At 67.0% G+C, this 16,500-nt stretch carries 16 protein-coding genes; 7 read left to right on the top strand and 9 right to left on the bottom strand.

What is annotated here, in order from left to right; genetic code table 11:
• Positions 1 to 104: 104 nt before the first annotated feature.
• Positions 105 to 905, bottom strand: coding sequence for a 2,5-didehydrogluconate reductase DkgB (dkgB, locus tag G7026_RS21300; RefSeq protein WP_181073064.1), 801 nt, complete (start codon positions 903 to 905; stop codon positions 105 to 107).
• 124 nt (positions 906 to 1,029) lie between these two features.
• Here dkgB and G7026_RS21295 point away from each other — a divergent pair, with 124 nt between their 5' ends.
• Entirely contained in the window at positions 1,030 to 1,941 is a 912-nt protein-coding gene (locus G7026_RS21295; RefSeq protein WP_181073063.1) for a LysR substrate-binding domain-containing protein, read from the top strand.
• Here G7026_RS21295 and G7026_RS21290 read toward each other — a convergent pair.
• Complete coding sequence (locus G7026_RS21290) at positions 1,938 to 2,951, bottom strand: zinc-binding alcohol dehydrogenase family protein (RefSeq protein ID WP_181073062.1); 1,014 nt, start codon at positions 2,949 to 2,951, stop codon at positions 1,938 to 1,940. The two genes, G7026_RS21295 and G7026_RS21290, sit on opposite strands and share 4 nt — an antisense overlap.
• A gap of 116 nt (positions 2,952 to 3,067) precedes the next feature.
• Between G7026_RS21290 and G7026_RS21285 the strand changes: the two genes are divergently transcribed.
• The gene (locus G7026_RS21285; RefSeq protein ID WP_181073061.1) at positions 3,068 to 4,006 is read left to right on the top strand and encodes a LysR family transcriptional regulator; all 939 of its coding nucleotides are present in this window, start codon (positions 3,068 to 3,070) and stop codon (positions 4,004 to 4,006) included.
• On the opposite strand, the gene G7026_RS21280 is transcribed toward G7026_RS21285, so the two are convergent.
• From G7026_RS21280 to G7026_RS21270, 3 genes are read right to left on the bottom strand one after another with little or no spacing between them, the layout of a single operon-like run.
• Positions 3,997 to 4,788: an SDR family NAD(P)-dependent oxidoreductase gene (locus G7026_RS21280; protein ID WP_181073060.1), complete on the bottom strand. Its 792-nt coding sequence runs from the start codon at positions 4,786 to 4,788 to the stop codon at positions 3,997 to 3,999. The two genes, G7026_RS21285 and G7026_RS21280, sit on opposite strands and share 10 nt — an antisense overlap.
• A gap of 44 nt (positions 4,789 to 4,832) precedes the next feature.
• A complete protein-coding gene (gene lpdA / locus G7026_RS21275; protein WP_181073059.1) occupies positions 4,833 to 6,233 on the bottom strand; it encodes a dihydrolipoyl dehydrogenase in 1,401 nt (466 codons plus the stop codon).
• Positions 6,230 to 7,459 (bottom strand): MFS transporter, encoded by a 1,230-nt coding sequence (locus G7026_RS21270; protein ID WP_181073058.1) that lies wholly within the window; start codon positions 7,457 to 7,459, stop codon positions 6,230 to 6,232. Before G7026_RS21270 ends, lpdA begins: the two co-directional genes overlap by 4 nt.
• Positions 7,460 to 7,562: 103 nt before the next feature.
• On the opposite strand from G7026_RS21270, the gene G7026_RS21265 reads away from it, so the two are divergent.
• The 5 genes from G7026_RS21265 (at position 7,563) to G7026_RS21245 (ending at position 11,003) form a co-directional block, all read left to right on the top strand.
• Complete coding sequence (locus G7026_RS21265; RefSeq protein WP_181073057.1) at positions 7,563 to 8,102, top strand: PaaI family thioesterase; 540 nt, start codon at positions 7,563 to 7,565, stop codon at positions 8,100 to 8,102.
• Between the two features lie 72 nt (positions 8,103 to 8,174).
• On the top strand, positions 8,175 to 8,747 hold the full coding sequence (locus G7026_RS21260; RefSeq protein WP_181073056.1) for a TetR/AcrR family transcriptional regulator: 573 nt from the start codon (positions 8,175 to 8,177) through the stop codon (positions 8,745 to 8,747).
• Between the two features lie 80 nt (positions 8,748 to 8,827).
• On the top strand, positions 8,828 to 9,706 hold the full coding sequence (locus G7026_RS21255; protein WP_181073055.1) for a LysR family transcriptional regulator: 879 nt from the start codon (positions 8,828 to 8,830) through the stop codon (positions 9,704 to 9,706).
• A gap of 125 nt (positions 9,707 to 9,831) precedes the next feature.
• On the top strand, positions 9,832 to 10,242 hold the full coding sequence (locus tag G7026_RS21250; protein WP_181073054.1) for a DoxX family protein: 411 nt from the start codon (positions 9,832 to 9,834) through the stop codon (positions 10,240 to 10,242).
• 56 nt (positions 10,243 to 10,298) lie between these two features.
• Positions 10,299 to 11,003 (top strand): pirin family protein, encoded by a 705-nt coding sequence (locus tag G7026_RS21245; protein WP_181073053.1) that lies wholly within the window; start codon positions 10,299 to 10,301, stop codon positions 11,001 to 11,003.
• A 17-nt stretch (positions 11,004 to 11,020) separates the two neighbouring features.
• Here G7026_RS21245 and G7026_RS21240 read toward each other — a convergent pair whose 3' ends face one another.
• The 4 genes from G7026_RS21240 to tcuA form a co-directional block, all read right to left on the bottom strand.
• Positions 11,021 to 12,685, bottom strand: a complete 1,665-nt coding sequence (locus tag G7026_RS21240; protein ID WP_181073052.1) for a cation:proton antiporter — start codon at positions 12,683 to 12,685, stop codon at positions 11,021 to 11,023.
• A 95-nt stretch (positions 12,686 to 12,780) separates the two neighbouring features.
• Entirely contained in the window at positions 12,781 to 13,758 is a 978-nt protein-coding gene (locus tag G7026_RS21235; RefSeq protein ID WP_181073051.1) for a D-2-hydroxyacid dehydrogenase family protein, read from the bottom strand.
• Between the two features lie 69 nt (positions 13,759 to 13,827).
• Positions 13,828 to 15,036: a tricarballylate utilization 4Fe-4S protein TcuB gene (gene tcuB / locus G7026_RS21230; RefSeq protein ID WP_181073050.1), complete on the bottom strand. Its 1,209-nt coding sequence runs from the start codon at positions 15,034 to 15,036 to the stop codon at positions 13,828 to 13,830.
• Positions 15,023 to 16,474, bottom strand: a complete 1,452-nt coding sequence (gene tcuA / locus G7026_RS21225) for an FAD-dependent tricarballylate dehydrogenase TcuA (protein WP_181073049.1) — start codon at positions 16,472 to 16,474, stop codon at positions 15,023 to 15,025. Before tcuA ends, tcuB begins: the two co-directional genes overlap by 14 nt.
• Between the last annotated feature and the right edge of the window lie 26 nt (positions 16,475 to 16,500).

The raw sequence follows: 16,500 nt of genomic DNA, 5'->3' as shown, positions 1-16,500 counted from the left end.
CGTAACGGCTTGTGCGTTTGCGACGCTCCGGCCGTCTGCCTGCGCCCTGTACCGACGAAGCGCGCCAGGTCTGGCACGAGGCCGTCACCGCATGACTGCGGCATTCAGTCCCAGTGCGGCGCAAAGCCCGGATTGGCGAGCCGCTCGCCGCGGTCCAGGGTAGCGATCCTGGCCATTTCCTCGTCGCTCAGGCGCAGCTCCTGCGCCTCCAGATTCGCCTGCAGGTTGGCCCGCTTGGTCGAGGACGGAATTATCGCAAAGCCCTGCTGCAGCAGCCAGGCCAGGGTGACCTGGGCGGCGCTTGCCCGGTGCGCCTCGCCGATGCTCTTGAGCACCTCGTCCTGCATCACCTTGCCCACCGCCAGCGGCATGTAGGCCGTCAGATGCAGGCCTTGCTCGCGGGCGAAGTCGACCACCTTGCGGTTCTGCAGGAACGGATGGATCTCCACCTGATTGGTGGCGATGTTCTCGACGCCGACCGCCTCGATCGCCTGGCGCATGTGCGAGACAGTGAAGTTCGAGATGCCGATCTGGCGGGTCAGACCCTGCTCGCGCGCCTCGAGCAGCGAGCCAAGGTAGTCGGCCACCGGCAGCTCGTCATTGGGCGAAGGCCAGTGGATCAGCGTCAGGTCGACCTGCTCCAGCCGCAACCGGGCAAGGCTGTCCTTCAGGCTCGGAATGAGCTTGTCGCCAGCCAGGTTGCTGGTCCAGATCTTGGTGGTGACGAACAGCTCGTCACGCGCGACGCCACTTTCGGCGATCGCCTGGCCGACCTCGCTTTCGTTCTCGTAGACCTGGGCGGTGTCGATGTGGCGATAGCCGAGCTCGACGCCCATCTTCACCGAATCGATGACTTGCTGCCCTTTCAGACGGAAGGTGCCGAGGCCGAAGGCTGGAATGCTCATGCGGTACTCCTGATCGATAAATGAATGGCGCGGCGGGCGCCTCTGAAACAGGCAACAGTCTGACCCAGGGGTTCAGGTGGAAAAACCGACCTCGGCACCGAAGACTTTTGCGTAAGATTCAACAATGAAGACCACACTCGACGAATTGGTGGCCTTCTCCACCGTGGTGGAGACCGGCTCGATCACCGCCGCTGCCGAACAGCTGGCACAGACCACCTCGGGCGTCAGCCGCGCCTTGAGCCGGCTGGAGGCCAAGCTTGAGGTCACGCTACTGCTGCGCACCACGCGCCGCCTGGAGCTGACCGAGGAAGGCGAGGCCTTTCTCGCCCAGGCGAGGCGCATCCTCGACTCGGTCGAGCAGGCCGAAGAACAGATGGCGCTGCGGCGCCAGCGCCCGGCGGGGCGCTTGCGGGTCAACGCCGCCTCGCCGTTCATGCTCCACGTGGTGGTGCCGCTGGTGGCCGGCTTTCGCGAGCGTTACCCGCAGATCGAGCTGGAACTGCACAGCAGCGACCAGATCATCGACCTGATCGAACAGCGTACCGATCTGGCGATCCGCATCGGCAATCTGCGCGACTCCACGCTGCATGCCCGCCCGCTGGGCAGCAGCCGCCTGCGCGTGCTGACAAGCCCGGCCTACCTGGCGCGCCACGGCACGCCTGGCAGCCCGGAGGATCTGGCCGAACACAGCCTGCTCGGCTTCACCCAGCCGGAAAGCCTCAACCAGTGGCCGCTGCGCCATTCGCTGGGCGACGGCCTGACCATCACCCCGGCGCACAAGGCCTCCAGCGGCGAGACCCTGCGCCAGCTGGCCCTGGCCGGCGAGGGGCTGGTCTGCCTGTCTGACTTCATGACCCAGGGCGACCGCGACCGCGGCGACCTTGTCCAGGTGCTGACCGAAGACACCGTCGAGTCACGCCAGCCGATCCACGCGGTGTACTACCGCAACACCGCCCTCACCTCGCGGATCACCTGCTTTCTCGACTACCTCTCTGCGGAGCTGGCCGGCCAGCACTGGGCGCAACGCGGCGATTAGAAGCCCTCGAGCACGATCTTGCCCTTGGCCTTGCCGCTTTCGAGCAGGGCGTGGGCGCGGCGCAGATTCGCGGCATTGATGGCGCCGAAGTGCTCGCCCAGGGTCGTCTTCAGGACACCTCGGTCGACCAGCTCGCTGACGCGATTGAGCAGCTGGTGCTGCTCGATCATGTCCGGCGTCTCGAACAGCGAGCGGGTGAACATCAGTTCCCAGTGCAGCGACAGGCTTTTGCGCTTGAGCTTCATCACGTCCAGCGGCTGCTCGGGATCGTCGATCAGCGCCAGTCGCCCCTGCGGCGCCAGGGCCTCGACCAGTTGGTCGAAGTGCCGATCGGTCTGGGTCAGGCTGGCGACATGGCTGACCGACTCGATGCCGGCGGCCTTGAGCGCCTGATCGAGCGGTTGGCTGTGATCGACCACTTCATGGACGCCCAGCTCGCGGGCCCAGGCTTGGGTTTCGGGGCGCGAGGCGCTGCCGATCACCTTGACCTGGGTGAGCTGGCGCGCCAGCTGGATGAGGATCGAGCCAACGCCGCCTGCCGCGCCGACGATCAGCAGGCTCTGCCCGTGCGCATCCCCCTCGCGAACCTGCAGCCGCTCGAACAGCAGCTCCCAGGCCGTGATGGAGGTCAAGGGCAGCGCCGCCGCCTCGGCGAATCCGAGGCTCTTGGGCTTGCGTCCGACGATGCGCTCATCGACCAGATGCAGCTCGCTGTTGGCGCCGGCACGGGCGATGGAGCCGGCATAGAACACCTCGTCGCCGGCCTTGAACAGGCTCACCTGCTCGCCCACCGCGCGAACTACTCCGGCCACGTCCCAGCCCAGCACCTTGGCTTCGCCGTTCTGTGGCGCGGCGTTGCGGCGCACCTTGGTGTCGACCGGATTGACCGAGATCGCCCTGACCTCCACCAGCAGATCGCGGGGGCCAGGCGTCGGCGCGGGCAGCTCGACATCCTGCAGCGAGTCAGGGTTATCGATGGGCAGGCTGTTGAAATAGGCGACGGCTTTCATCAAGGGGAACTCTCCGGTTGCGAAGGGATAGATGGCAACCATCGTGATGCATTTGACTTGATGGAAAAACCGCGCAATAAGCGACGCTCTTTCAATGGAATGTTGAAAATCACCCCATGCTGCATTTCGACGACCTGAACCTGTTCGTGCGCACCGCCGATGCCGGCAGCCTGTCGGCAGCGGCGCGTGAGCTGGACGTTTCGCCGGCGGTGGCCAGCGCCGCGCTCAAGCGGATCGAAGCCGCGCTCGAGGCCCGCCTGTTCGCCCGCTCGACCCGCAGCCTGCGGCTGACGCCGGAGGGCGAGGCGTTTCTCGCCCATGCCCGTGCGGCTATCGCCAGTCTGCTCGAAGGCAGCAGGTTGCTCGCCGGTGGCAAGGCCACCATCGGCGGCGTGCTGCAATTGTCCGCACCCTCGGATTTCGGCCGTAACGTGCTGATGCCCTGGCTGGACGAATTCCAGACCCAGCATCCACAACTGCAGCTGCGCCTGCTGCTGGGCGACCGGGTCAGCGACCTGTTCCGCCAGCCGGTGGACATCGCCTTGCGCTATGGAACGCCTGAAGACTCCAGCCTCGTCGCCCTGCCCCTGGCCGAATGGAACCGACGCGTGCTTTGCGCGGCCCCGGCGTACCTCACCCGCTACGGCGATCCGCAGAGCGTCGAGCAGCTCGGCGAACACAACTGCCTGCTGTACATGCTTGGCGGGCGTCCCCATGACCAGTGGCGCTTTGACGAAGGCCGCCGGGAAGTGCGGGTGAAGGTCAGCGGCGACCGCATCAGCGACGATGCCGATGCGGTACGCCGCTGGGCGGTGGACGCCAAGGGGCTCGCCTACAAGTCCTGGCTGGACGTGGCCGGCGACGTGCGCGCCGGTCGCCTGAAGGTCCTGTTCGCCGACCGGCTGGGAGAGCCGACGCCGCTCAACCTGATCTGCGCGCACCGCGCCCAGTTGAGCAAGCCGGTGCACCTGCTGCGTGAATTCGTCCAGGCGCGCTGTGCCGAACTGCTGAAGAACGCGCCCTGGATATCATCCGCCGGTACGGCTCAGCGATAACGCTCAGCGGCGCGGCTATGGGACAGGTTGGGCCCCAGCGCCGCGCGGGCCGCGAGAAAAGCCTCCCAGTCGGCGGCATCGGGCAACGACGGCAGGGTGACCCACTCGCCCTGATCGAGGCCGGCCAAGGCAGCGTCAACCATCTCATCGGCATCCATGATCATCGACTCGGGCAGGGTGCCGACCTCCACCCCGCTGCGCGCCCAGAGTTCGGTGCGGGTCATGCCCGGCAGCACCGCCTGGACCCGCACGCCACGCTTGCCCAGCTCGGCCTGCATGGATTGGCTGAGGCTGAGCACATAGGCCTTGGTGGCGGCGTAGATGGCGCTGAAGCGCTCGGGCAGGAGCGAGACCACCGATCCCAGGTTGATCACGGTGCCCCGGCCACGTGCGCCGAAGCTGGCCGCGGCGGCAGCGGCCAGGTGAGTCACGGCGACGAGGTTGAGCGCGATCATCCGGTCGGCGAGGGCCATGTCCGCCTCGGCGAGCGCGCCGGTCATCGACATGCCGGCGTTGTTGACCAGCACCTCGATCGAGCCGTCGCTGCGCAGGTGCTCCTCGAGGCGCTGCAAGTCAGCGGGGTCGGTCAGATCGGCCGGCCAGACCTCGACCTCGATGCCATGGCGCGCTTTCAATTGCTCGGCCAGTGCCTGCAGGCGGGCAGCGTCTCGCGCGACCAGCAACAAGGGGTGTCCGCGCCCGGCCAGCCGATCGGCATAGACCGCGCCGATGCCCGTTGACGCGCCGGTGATCAGCGCAACGCCCTTGATCGATGCATGCATGTCCCTTCTCCTCCAGGCTCGGCCTGGTTCGTCTGTGATGTGGCTCAGGCCTGCATGGCCCGTTTGTGGACATCCATCGCCGCCTGGCGCAAGGCCTCGGAGCGGGTGGGATGTGGATGACAGATCAGCGCGATGTCTTCGGCCGAGGCGGAAAATTCCATCGCCACGCAGTACTCGCCGATCATCTCGCCGACGTTCGGCCCGACCATGTGCACGCCGAGGATCTGGTCGCTGCGCTCGTCGGCCAGCACCTTCACGAAACCTTCGGTCTCGTGGTTGATCTTGGCCCGGCTGTTGGCACTGAACGGGAATTTGCCGACCCGGTAGGCGCGCCCCTCGGCCTTGAGCTGCTCTTCGCTCAGCCCCACGCTGGCAACCTCGGGCGCTGTGTAGATCACGCTCGGAATGACGCGGTAGTTGACCTCCGGCGCCTGGCCGGCGATGCGTTCGATACAGGCGATGGCTTCCTCTTCGGCCTTGTGCGCCAGCATCGGCCCTGAGGTGACATCGCCGATCACCCAGACGCCCGGCACGCTGCTGCGCTGGTCGTCGTTGGCCAGCATGCCGCGTGCGTCGGGCTGCAAGCCGACGTTCTCCAGGCCCAGATCCCGGGTAAAGGGGCGCCTGCCTATCGCCACCAGCACGCGGTCGGCACGCAGGGTCCGGGCCGGACCTCCCGCAGCCGGTTCCAGGCTCAGCGCCACGCCATCACTCTCGACCGAGGCGCCAGCGACCCGGGTCGCCAATTCGAATGCCATGCCCTGGCGGGTCAGCGAGCGCTGCAGGGTGCGAGCGGTTTCCAGGTCGAGCCCCGGGCAGATCCGGTCCAGGTATTCGACCACCGTGACCTTGCTGCCCAGGCGTCGCCACACCGAGCCCAGCTCCAGGCCGATCACCCCGGCGCCGACCACCACCAGGTGTTCCGGCACCTCGGGCAACGACAGCGCGGCCGTGGAATCGAGAATCCGCTGCCCGTCGAAGGACACGCCGGGCAACGGCGTCGGCTCCGAGCCGGTGGCGATGACGATGTCCCGCGCGGTCAGCTCGCGGATGCTGCCGTCAGGCCCGTGGACCTGCACCCGCCCCTCGCCCAACAGGCGGCCCCAGCCACGCACCCATTCCACCTTGTGCTTGCGGAACAGGAACTCGACCCCCTTGGTCAGGGACGCAACGCTGGCGTCCTTCTGCTTCATCATCTGCGCCAGATCCAGACGCGGCTCGACGGCGATGCCCAGGTTGGCGAAGGCATTACCGGCAGCGGCCTCGTAAAGTTCGGAAGCGTGCAGCAGCGCCTTGGACGGCATGCAGCCGACGTTCAGGCAGGTTCCTCCGAGCGTGTCCCGAGCCTCCACGCAGGCCACCGAGAGACCGAGCTGCCCGGCACGGATCGCGGCGTTGTAGCCGCCCGGGCCGCCACCGATGATGACCACGTCATGACTCGTCATTGCGAAGCTCCTCTGCCGCTGTCGGCCGGTTGGGGCGCCGACATGCCGCCGGCGCGCAGGAAATGGAACAGTACGAAGCCGGCCAGGGCGAACCCCAGGCTCACCTGCAGCATAGGCTCGGCACCACCATCGGGCAGGGCGCTGAGCAGCAGGCCGCTGCAGGTGGCACCCAGCATCTGCGCGAAGCCCATGAAGCCCGCCGCAAGCCCCGCGCGGTGCGCGTTGGGTATCACCGCGCCGGCGATGGAGGCCGGCAGAACCATGCCGCCGCCCAGGGTCACCAGTAGCTGCGGCAGCGACAGGCCCACCACGGAAAGCCCGAACAGCCCATGGATGAGGAGGCTGAGCAGCGCGCCGCTGGCGACCAGCAAGAGACCGCGTGCGACCAGCCGCCGGGGCCCGAGCCGAGCGATGGTGCGCTGGGTGTAATAGGCGCCGGCCACGAGACCCACGACAATGCTGCCGAAGGTCAGCCCGTACTGGGCCGGACTCAGTTGCAGCCGCCCGACATAGACGGCGGAAGAACCGGCAATGACCGCGAACATCGCCCCGTAGGTTCCGGCGATGGCGAACACCAAAGAGGGAAAGCCGGGGCTGCGCAACAGGTCGGCGTAGTCGCGCACGAGACTGCCCAGATGCCCCGCACGCGGGTCGCGCTGCAGGTTGCTCTCGCGCATCAGCGAAACGACCGCCGCCAGCGCGCCAAGCCCCAACAGCAGCGATGCCACGATCGGCGCGCGCCAGCCGCCATAGGCATGCAGCAGGCCGCCAAGCATCAGTGCGAACATCACTGCGCTGAGCATGCCGATCACCGATTTGGCCAGCGCCGGGCCGGCATCGGCCTTCCAGACGTCACGCACCGTGGTCCGCGCCAGCACCATGCAGGCGCAAGCCCCCAGCCCCTGCAACACCCGGGCGCCGATGAACTCGCCCAGGCTGCCCGCCAGCAACATCGCGCCCGTGCCGAGCAGGTAGGTCAGCAAGCCGCCAATCAACACCGGACGACGGCCGATTCGATCCGACAGCGGCCCGAGCAGCAACTGCCCGAGGCCGAAGGCCGCCACGAAGGCCGAGAGCGCGTGGACGCCGGTGCCGGAGCCGGCCCCCAGCGCCGACTCCATCGCGCCGAGGCTCGGCACGATCAGTTGCGTGGAGACTTCACCAAGGGCGGTCAATAGCATCACAAGCGCCAGCAGCTGGCGGGATGGAAGGGGAATGGCGGGCATGGCGTCGGTCTCGTGCAGGCGGGCTTGCCTTTTGTATGACGACCATAATATTGTCTTTACATGTTGTCCATAATTTAAAAACAACACGCCTGGAGACGCCCCGATGACCACCCTCAACCGCGCTGAAAAACTCGCCGCCTGGCAGCAGGAAGAACAGGACGTTCGCGCCCGCCTCGCCCCTGTCGGCACGCTCCCGCTCGCCGAAGTGGCAGGCATGGATCCGAAGGATTTCTTCGGCGGAATCGGCCGGGGCGAGCTGCCTCGCCCGCCGATCGGCGAGTTGCTCGGTTTCGTGCCGATCCGCTGGGACGATGGCCTGTTCGTCTTCCAGGGCTGGCCCAACGCAACCCACTACAACCCGCTGGGCAGCGTGCACGGCGGTTACGCGGCGACCCTGCTCGACTCCTGCATGGGCTGCGCGATCCACACCCGCCTCAAGCCTGGCCAGGGGTACACCACCACGGACCTGCGCATCAGCTACATCCGGGCCTTGCGCGACGATGTCGGCCCCGTGCGCGCCGAGGGTCGCATCGTCCACGTGGGCCGCTCGACGGCGCTGGCCGAGGGGCGGCTGTATGACGTCGACGACAAGCTCTACGCGACGGGCTCGACCACCTGCCTGATTCTGCAACTGGACCGCTGAGGCGACAGCGCGCGGGGTTTGACCGGCGAAACGCGTTAGGATGACGACCAGCATATGAGACACGAGGTAGCCATGCGTTATTCCGAAGACCACAAAGCCCAGACCCGTCAGCGCATCGTCGAAGAGGCCGCCCGGCGCTTTCGCCGCGACGGCGTCGAGGCCACCGGCCTGCAGCCGCTGATGAAAGCGCTCGGTCTGACCCACGGCGGTTTCTACGCGCACTTCAAATCCAAGGACGAACTGGTCGAGAACGCGCTGCAGCATTCGGCCGAGCAGATACGCGAACGCGCCGAGCGAGCACTGACAGGCGAAAAGCCGTTGCAGACCTTCATCGATCGCTACCTGTCACCGGCCCACCGCGACAACGCCGCCGAAGGCTGCCCGCTGCCGACCCTCTGCGCCGAGCTCGGCCAGCGCGGCCAGCCGAGCCCGCTCACAGACGCCTCGCTGCGCGACCGGCTGAGCAGGATCGAAGCCTGCCTGCCGGATGAGGATGCCGCGGACAAGAGCGTGACGCTGCTCTGCACGCTGGTCGGCGCCCTCCTACTCTCGCGCAGTGTCAGCGACCCCGAGCTTTCGGCGCAGCTGCTCGACAGCGCACGCGCACAGCTGACCAAGCAGTACGTCGAGCAAGACGCCTCCTGATCGCGCGCCAGGCGTCTGTCCCCTTCGGCAATCCAATCGGCTAGCATCGAGCGCCATTGTCACCCGATTGGATGATCCCGATGCAGCTCGAAGACCTGCGCCTGTTCGTCACCACCCTCGATCAGCAGAGCTTCACCGCGGCGGCTGAGCGCCTGGGCCTTTCCAAGCAGTACGTCAGCCGTCGCATCCAGGCATTGGAGGCGGAGCTCGGCGTGCGCCTGCTCAACCGCACCACCCGCCGGCTGCGCCCGACCGAGCTGGGCACCACGCTCTACGAACGCGCTGCACGCATCCTCGATGACGTCAGCGAGACCCGCGAGCTGCTCGCCAGCCAGAGCGCGACGGCGCGTGGCACCCTGCGCATCAGCGCGCCGATGACCTTCGGCACCCTGCACCTGAGCCCGATTCTGCCGTTGTTCCTGGAAGAACACCCCTTGCTAAAGGTCGAGCTGGAGCTCAACGACCGACCGGTGGATCTGATTCGAGAAGGTTTCGACATGGCCATCCGCGGCGGCGTGCTGGAAGACTCGACCCTGATCGCCAAGCGCCTGGTCGCGATCCGCCTGGTCGCCTGCGCCAGCCCCGCCTATCTGGAACGACACGCCGCGCCGCAAACACCCGAAGACCTTCAACAGCATCGCTGCCTGCTCTACGGTCATGGACGAGGCGTCGAGTGGCCTTTCCAGCGCGACGGCAAGCCGTTCGGCGTACCGGTCAGCGGCCAGTTGCTGGCCAACAACGGCGAAGTCGTGCGCGACGCCGCCATCGCCGGACTCGGCATTACCCTGCTGCCGACCTTCATCGTCGGCCAGGCGCTGGCGGAGGGCGGGCTGGTTCCGGTGCTCGAGGCCTACCAGCGACCATCGGCGGCGTTCCATGCGGTCTATCCACAGCACCGACAGAACTCCCGGGCGGTGCAGCTGTTCGTCGAGTTCCTGCGCCAGCACCTGCAAAGCTAAGCCAATTGTCATCCTGAAGCGGACAGTATTACCTGTTCGAGCTACTTATTCGGCCTTCGGGTTTACCCTAATCTGCGCCTCACAACGTCGCCAACCGGCGCCAACCATAATTGTGAGGACACGACATGAACGCTTCGATCCAGAACTACTCCGCTACCTCCGGCCGCGTGCTGCTGGGGCTGCTGTTTCTGTTCAGCGGTGTCGGCAAGCTGGCCGCGCCGGCGGCCACCAAAGGCTACATCGCAGCGATGGGCGTGCCCTTCGTCGATCTCGCCTTCCTCGGCGCGCTTGTCGTCGAGCTGGGCTTCGCGGCGGCGCTGGTGCTGGGCTACCGGGTGCGTCTGGTGGCTGCGATGATGGCGGCGTTCACCCTGGTCACCGCGCTGATCTTCCACAACCAGTTGGGCGATCAGAACCAGATGATCCACTTCCTGAAGAACATCGCCATCGTCGGTGGCCTGTTGCAGGTAGTGGCCTTCGGTGCCGGCGCCTTCAGCCTCGACGCCCGGCGGGCACATCGCACCGCCCTGGCCTGACCATACTCAAGTTCCACCGCCGGCCATGACTGGCCGGCTCATCAGGAGAAAACGCCATGCTGACCCTTCGCAAAAGCCACGAACGCGGCACTGCAGACCACGGCTGGCTGCAATCGCGCCACACCTTTTCCTTCGCCTCCTACTACAACCCGCGGGAGAATGGTTTCTCCGACCTGCTGGTGATCAACGACGACCGCGTCGCACCGGCCAGGGGCTTCGGCAGGCACCCGCACCGCGACATGGAGATCTTCAGCTACGTGCTGGAAGGTGCGCTCGAACACAAGGACTCGCTCGGCACCGGCTCGGTGATCCGTCCCGGCGATGTGCAGTTGATGAGCGCCGGCATCGGCGTGTCCCACAGCGAGTACAACCACTCGCCCAGCGAGCCAGTGCACTTTCTGCAGATATGGATCGTGCCGTCGGAAAAAGGCGCCGAACCGCGCTACCAGCAGCGGCACTTCGACACGGCGAGCAAACGGGGTCGACTGGCGCTGATCATCTCCCCGGACGGGGCCGAGGAGTCGCTGAGCGTACGTCAGGATGCGCGCGTCTATGCCGGTCTGTTCGATGGCGACGAGACGGCCAGCCTGAACCTGGCCGAAGGCCGCGCCGCCTATGTGCATGTGGCACGCGGCGAGGTCGAGCTGAACGGACAGAAGCTGGGCGCCGGAGACGGCGTCAAGCTGTGGCAGGAATCGCAGCTCGTCCTGGCCAACGGCAACGATGCCGAAGTGCTGGTGTTCGACCTGCGCGGCGAGTGACGAAAAGGCGCGGCACCTCACTGCCGCGCCTTTTCCTTGAGATCTCCCACCAGCCAGCGCGCGGCGAAGTCCGCCGCGTCGGTGAAGGGATTCAGAACCAGCTGCACCCCGGCGGCCTCCAGCGCCTGGCCGTGGGGGTCATCGCGCACCACGCCGGCGATCCGGCCGGTAAAGCCCGCCATGCGCAAGGCATGCAGCAACGCGCGGTTCGACTCCCACTGCGCCAAGGTAGTCACGACCCAGTCGGCATGCTGCAGCGGCAGGCTCTCCAGCAGGCTCGGGTCCTCACCATCGCCGAAGCGCACGTTGCGCCCTTCCAGCGCCAGCGAACGCACCACCTCCGGATCGAAGTCCATCCCCATCACCGCCACCCCGGCATTGTCGAGCTGCTGTAACAGCCGCGCACCGTAGCGGCCGAGCCCGAACACCAGCACCTGTGGCTGACCTTCGGGGCGCACCGGCTGCTCCACTTCCAGTTCGCGAAACGGTCGCTTGCGTTCGAACACGCCCAGCCAGGGCGCCAGGCGCTCATAGAGCGATTGCGAGAAAAGGATCATGTAGGTCGACAGCATGATGGTCACCAGGCCGACCAGGGTGGTGAGCCCGAGCGCCTCGCCGCCGACATGCCCGAGCGTGATGCCCATTGCCACGAAGACGATGGAGAACTCGCTGATCTGCGCCACGGTCAGCCCGGCCAGGAAACCGGTGCGCTTGCGATAACCCATGAAACCCATGATCGCCATGACGATCAGCGGGTTGCCGATCAGCACGAACAGCGAGAGCACCACCGCCGGCAGCAGTTCGCCGCCCAGGGTCGAAAAATCGAGCCGGGAGCCGAGGTCGATGAAGAAGAACAGCAGCATGAAATCGCGGATGCCGGTCAGGCGGGCATTCATCGCCTCGCGGTATGCCGTCGAAGCCAGCGAGAAGCCGGCCATGAACGCGCCCGCCTCCTTGCTGAAGCCGGCCCACTCGCCGAGCGCCGCCAGCCCGCAGCCCCAGGCGATGGCGAAGATCAGCAGCAGCTCTTGGGAGCGCGCCATGGCGGCCACCACCTTCGGCAGTATGTAGCGCATCAGCACGAACATCAGCAGCGCCGCGAGTACCAGCCGCAACAGCAGCGAGCCCGCCACCTCCAGCGCACCGGCCTCGCCAGCACCGCGCAACGCGCTCATCGTCATCATCGCCAGCACCACGGCCAGGTCCTGGACGATCAGGAACCCCACCGCGATGCGCCCGTGCAGCGAGTCCAGCTCACGTTTGTCGGAGAGCAGCTTGACGATGATGATGGTGCTGGAAAAGGTCAGCGCGACGGCGATGTAGATGGCTTCCACCGCGCCCTTGCCCATCGCCAGCGTCAGGATGAAGCCGAAGACGATGGTGAACGTCAGCTGACCGAGCCCGGTGGCCAGCGCCACCGGGCCGATATGCCGAATGTGCTGCAGGTCGAGCTTGAGGCCGACCACGAACAGCAGCACCGTGACGCCGATTTCCGCCAGCAGGTTGATCTGCTCGTGCGCCCGCACGAGGCCGAACGCCGCAGGCCCCACCAGGATGCCGATCACGATGTAGGCGATCAGCACCGGCTGGCGCAGGCGCACCGCCACCGCACCGGCGACCGCCGAGACCATCAGCAGCACCGCGAATTCGACGTAAGGCCCATGGCCCAGTAACGCATCCATCTCCGCTCCCCCATAGCGACGCGCCGTGGGTCCCGGCCCGTCTCGCCTGAAAGAGTCTAGTTAACGCGAGAACGCGGCGAGCTGACCGGGCGCAATCAACCGGCGCCGGCGGGGCTCACCTCGGGATTGGCGAAGGTGCAGGGCTCGCCCGCGAAGAAGCGCACGACATTGGCGAAGGCATCGCCGAAATACAGCTCGTAGCCATGGCGCTCGACGTAACCCAGGTGCGGCGTGCAGAGCACATCGGGATGCAGCAGCAGCGGGTGCTCGGTGTCGGTGAGTGGTTCCTGCTCGAAGACATCGAGCGCGGCGTAGCCAGGGCGGCCCATGTTCAGCGCCTCGAGCAGCGCGCCGGGCTCGATCAGCTCGGCCCGGCTGACGTTGACCAGGAGCGCCGTCGGCTTCATCCGGGCCAGGTCCTCGGCGGTGACCAGGTGCCGGGTCGCCTCGACCAGGCGCAGGTTCAGGCTCAGCACATCGGCCTCGGCGAAGAACGCCTCGCGACTGTCGGCGGCGCGGTGGCCGTCGCGCTCGGCGGCCTCGCGCGAGCCTTCGCTGCCCCACACCAGCACCGGCATCTCGAAGGCCTGGGCGTAGCGGGCCAGGCGCTGGCCGATCTTGCCGTAGCCCCAGATGCCCAGGGTCTGCCCGTACAGGCGCTCGCCCAGATTGACCTGCCATTGCCCGGCATAGAGCGCCTGCATCGCCGGTAGCAACCGGCGGCGCGCCATCAGGATCAGCCCCCAGGCCAGCTCCGCCGGTGCGATGGGCGAGCCTCGCCCCTCCATCACCGCGACGCCGCCCCGCGTGCAGGCGTCCAGATCCAGGTGGGCGGCCACCTTGCCGGTCTGGCTGATCAGCTTGAGGTTGGGCAATTGCGCCAGCAACGCGGCGTCGATCTGGGTTCGCTCGCGGGTCAGCACCAGCGCGTCGGCGTCGGCGAAACGTTCGGCCAGTACCTGCCGGTCGCTGACGGCGTCGTGGTAGACCGTGACCTTGTGCCCGTCCAGCTGCGCGAAGCAGTCCAGCGAGCGGATCACGTCCTGGTAGTCATCGGGAATGACGATGTGCATGCCGCAGTCTCCTTGAGGCTCGGCATGGGCCGGCCGATGGTCGTTTGACGCCCCGCCGGCCGCTTTTGCTCAGCGGCCGCCCGTGGCCGGCTCCGAGCGCTCGCTTCCCAGCTGCAACCGGTCCGGCTGGCGTTTCTCGATGGCATGTTTGAGCAGCGCCGCGCTGCGGAAAATGCCGTGGGCGAATTTACCGTAGGGCATGGTCAGAAAGAACGCCATCACTACGCCCAGATGTACCGCGAGCAGGATCGCCATCGCCGCCGTGTCGCGTAGCGCCAGCAGCGCGAGACCGGTGACGCTGATCAGCAGCAGCAGCGCGATGAAGGCGCGGTCCATCGGCCGCTGAGCCACGTCGCCCTGCGCCGGATCGCGGCGATAGCTCATCACCAGCAACCCCAGCGGCCCGATGATCAGCCCGATGCCGCCGGCCGTGCCGAGCATGACCGGCAGGCTGAAGAGCGGATAAGGCGCCTCGGCTCCCAGCAGGTAGTGATACAGCGTGGCGACGCTGGTCGAGGCCAGGCAGAGCATGAACCCGTAAAAGGTGAAGTGGTGGAAGCGCCGGCGCCACAGGGTGTAGCGGTCGCTCTCGTTGTTGCAGCCCTGCCCGTGCCCACCATCGAGGTACTTGAGCTTGAGCACCGCGCCCGAGGCCTCCAGCGCCGCGGCAGTGCTGGCGCTTTCCCGCGCCTCGGCGGGCGTGATGCGCTTCCAGAAACGCCGCACACCGATCCCCAGCGCCAGCACGGCGAAACCGAACGCAGCACCGAACATCAGCGCCAGGGTGTTGTGCGGGAACACCGCATAGAAATCACCGGCCAGCCGCCCCGGCAACAGCGTGCCGTTGATCAGCATCGCCAACAGCAGGAACAGCACCAGGCCGGCCGAGGTCGCCAGGGCCATGGTCAGCCCGTTGCGCCGGTAGAGACCGCCAAGCGCCGCCGGCCAGGCGAAGTCCGTGTAGGTATCCAGCCGCACCTTGGCCAGCGATTGCGGCACGTTGACCGCGAACTCGTGGGGGGCGGCGTATTGGCACGCGTGCAGGCAGGCGCCACAGTTGTGGCAGAGGTTGGCCAGGTAATGGATGTCGGCCTTGCCGAACTCCAGGCGCCGGGTCATCGCCGGGAACACGGCGCAGAAGCCTTCGCAGTAACGGCAGGCGTTGCAGATGTGCATCTGCCGGTCGACTTCGGCCTCGTCGGCGTTGAGCAGGGAGATCAGCTGATAGGGCTCGGCGGCAGCGCAGGTGTCCGCGTCCAGAGGTTCACGCAGTTGCATGGCGTTGTCCTTCGCTGTGAAGAGTGGGATGGCGCGCGGCTTCGGCGGCGCGGCTGCCGGCGATGCGGCCAAAAGCGGTGCCGATGCTCATGCCGACCCCCGCGGTGTAGCCCTTGCCGAGCACGTTGCCGGCCATCATCTCGCCGGCGACGAAGAGGTTCGGGCTGGGCTGGCCGTTGAAGTGCACCGCCGCGTGTTCGTTGGTCTTGAGGCCCAGGTAGGTGAAGGTCACCCCGGGCTTCAGGGCATAGCCGTAGAAAGGTGGCGTATCTAGCGGCCGCGCCCAGTGGGTCTTGGCCGGTGCCAGCCCCTCGGTATGGCAATCGTCGAGCTGGGTGTGGTCGAAGGTGCCCACCTGGCAGGCGCGGTTGTAGGCCTCCACGGTCTGGACGAAGGCCTCTTCGGGCAGCCCCAGCTGGCGCGCCAGTTCGTCAAGCGTGTGGGCAACGGTGCCGGGAAAAACCGGCGGCATGAAGCGGCCGATTGCCTTCTGGTCGATGATCGAATAGGCGATCTGTCCCGCCTGCCCGGCGACCAGTCGCCCCCAGATGGCGTAGCGCTTGGGCCAGAAGTCCTCACCCTCGTCATAGAAGCGCTCACCGTCTCGGTTGACCACCACCCCCAGCGACACGCAGTCGATCCGGGTGCAGATGCCGCCGTCGTACAGCGGCGCCCGGGCATCGATGGCAACCATGTGCGCCTGGGTCGGATCGCCGATGGCATCGGCGCCGCTCTCCAGCATGCTGCGCAGCAGCACGCCGGTGTTGAAGCGGGTACCGCGGATCAGGAAGTTGTCCGACGGCCACTCGCCACGCTCGTTCTGCCCCCAGGCTTCGCGCAGCCACTCGCGGTTGGATTCGAACCCGCCGGCGGCCAGTACACAGCTGCGCGCCTCGATGCGCTCGGCTGGCAGCCGGACTCCGTTCACTTCGCGGGCCGGGACCCGGGCGGCGACGAAACGCCCGCCATCGAGCTCGACCGACTCGACCGGCGTGTCGTAGCGGATCTCCACGCCAAGGTTGGCCGCGCTGCGGTAATAAGCATTGACCAGCGCCTTGCCGCCGCCCATGAAGAAGGCGTTGGTGCGCGCCACGTGCAGGGCGCCGGAAAGCGGCGGCTGGAAATGCACGCCATGCCAACGCATCCAGTCGCGGCAGGAGGATGACGCGCGGATGGCGATGCGTGCGAGCGTCTCGTTGGTGATACCGCCGGTGACCCGCAACAGGTCCTGCCAGAACTCCTCTTCGGGATAGGCCTCGATCAGCACATCCTGCGGGGCGTCGTGCATGCAGCGCAGGTTGCGGGTGTGCTGGGAATTGCCGCCGCGCCATTCGCGTGGCGACGCCTCGAGCAGCAGCACGCTGGCCCCTGCCTCGCGCGCCATCAGGGCCGCACAGAGGGCAGCATTGCCGCCGCCAATGACAAGCACATCGATCATCGGGATTCCTCGTCAGCGGAGGCTTC

This window comes from Stutzerimonas azotifigens, assembly GCF_013522725.1.
Lineage (GTDB): Bacteria > Pseudomonadota > Gammaproteobacteria > Pseudomonadales > Pseudomonadaceae > Stutzerimonas > Stutzerimonas azotifigens_A.
This window is presented reverse-complemented; position numbering and strand designations above follow the sequence as displayed.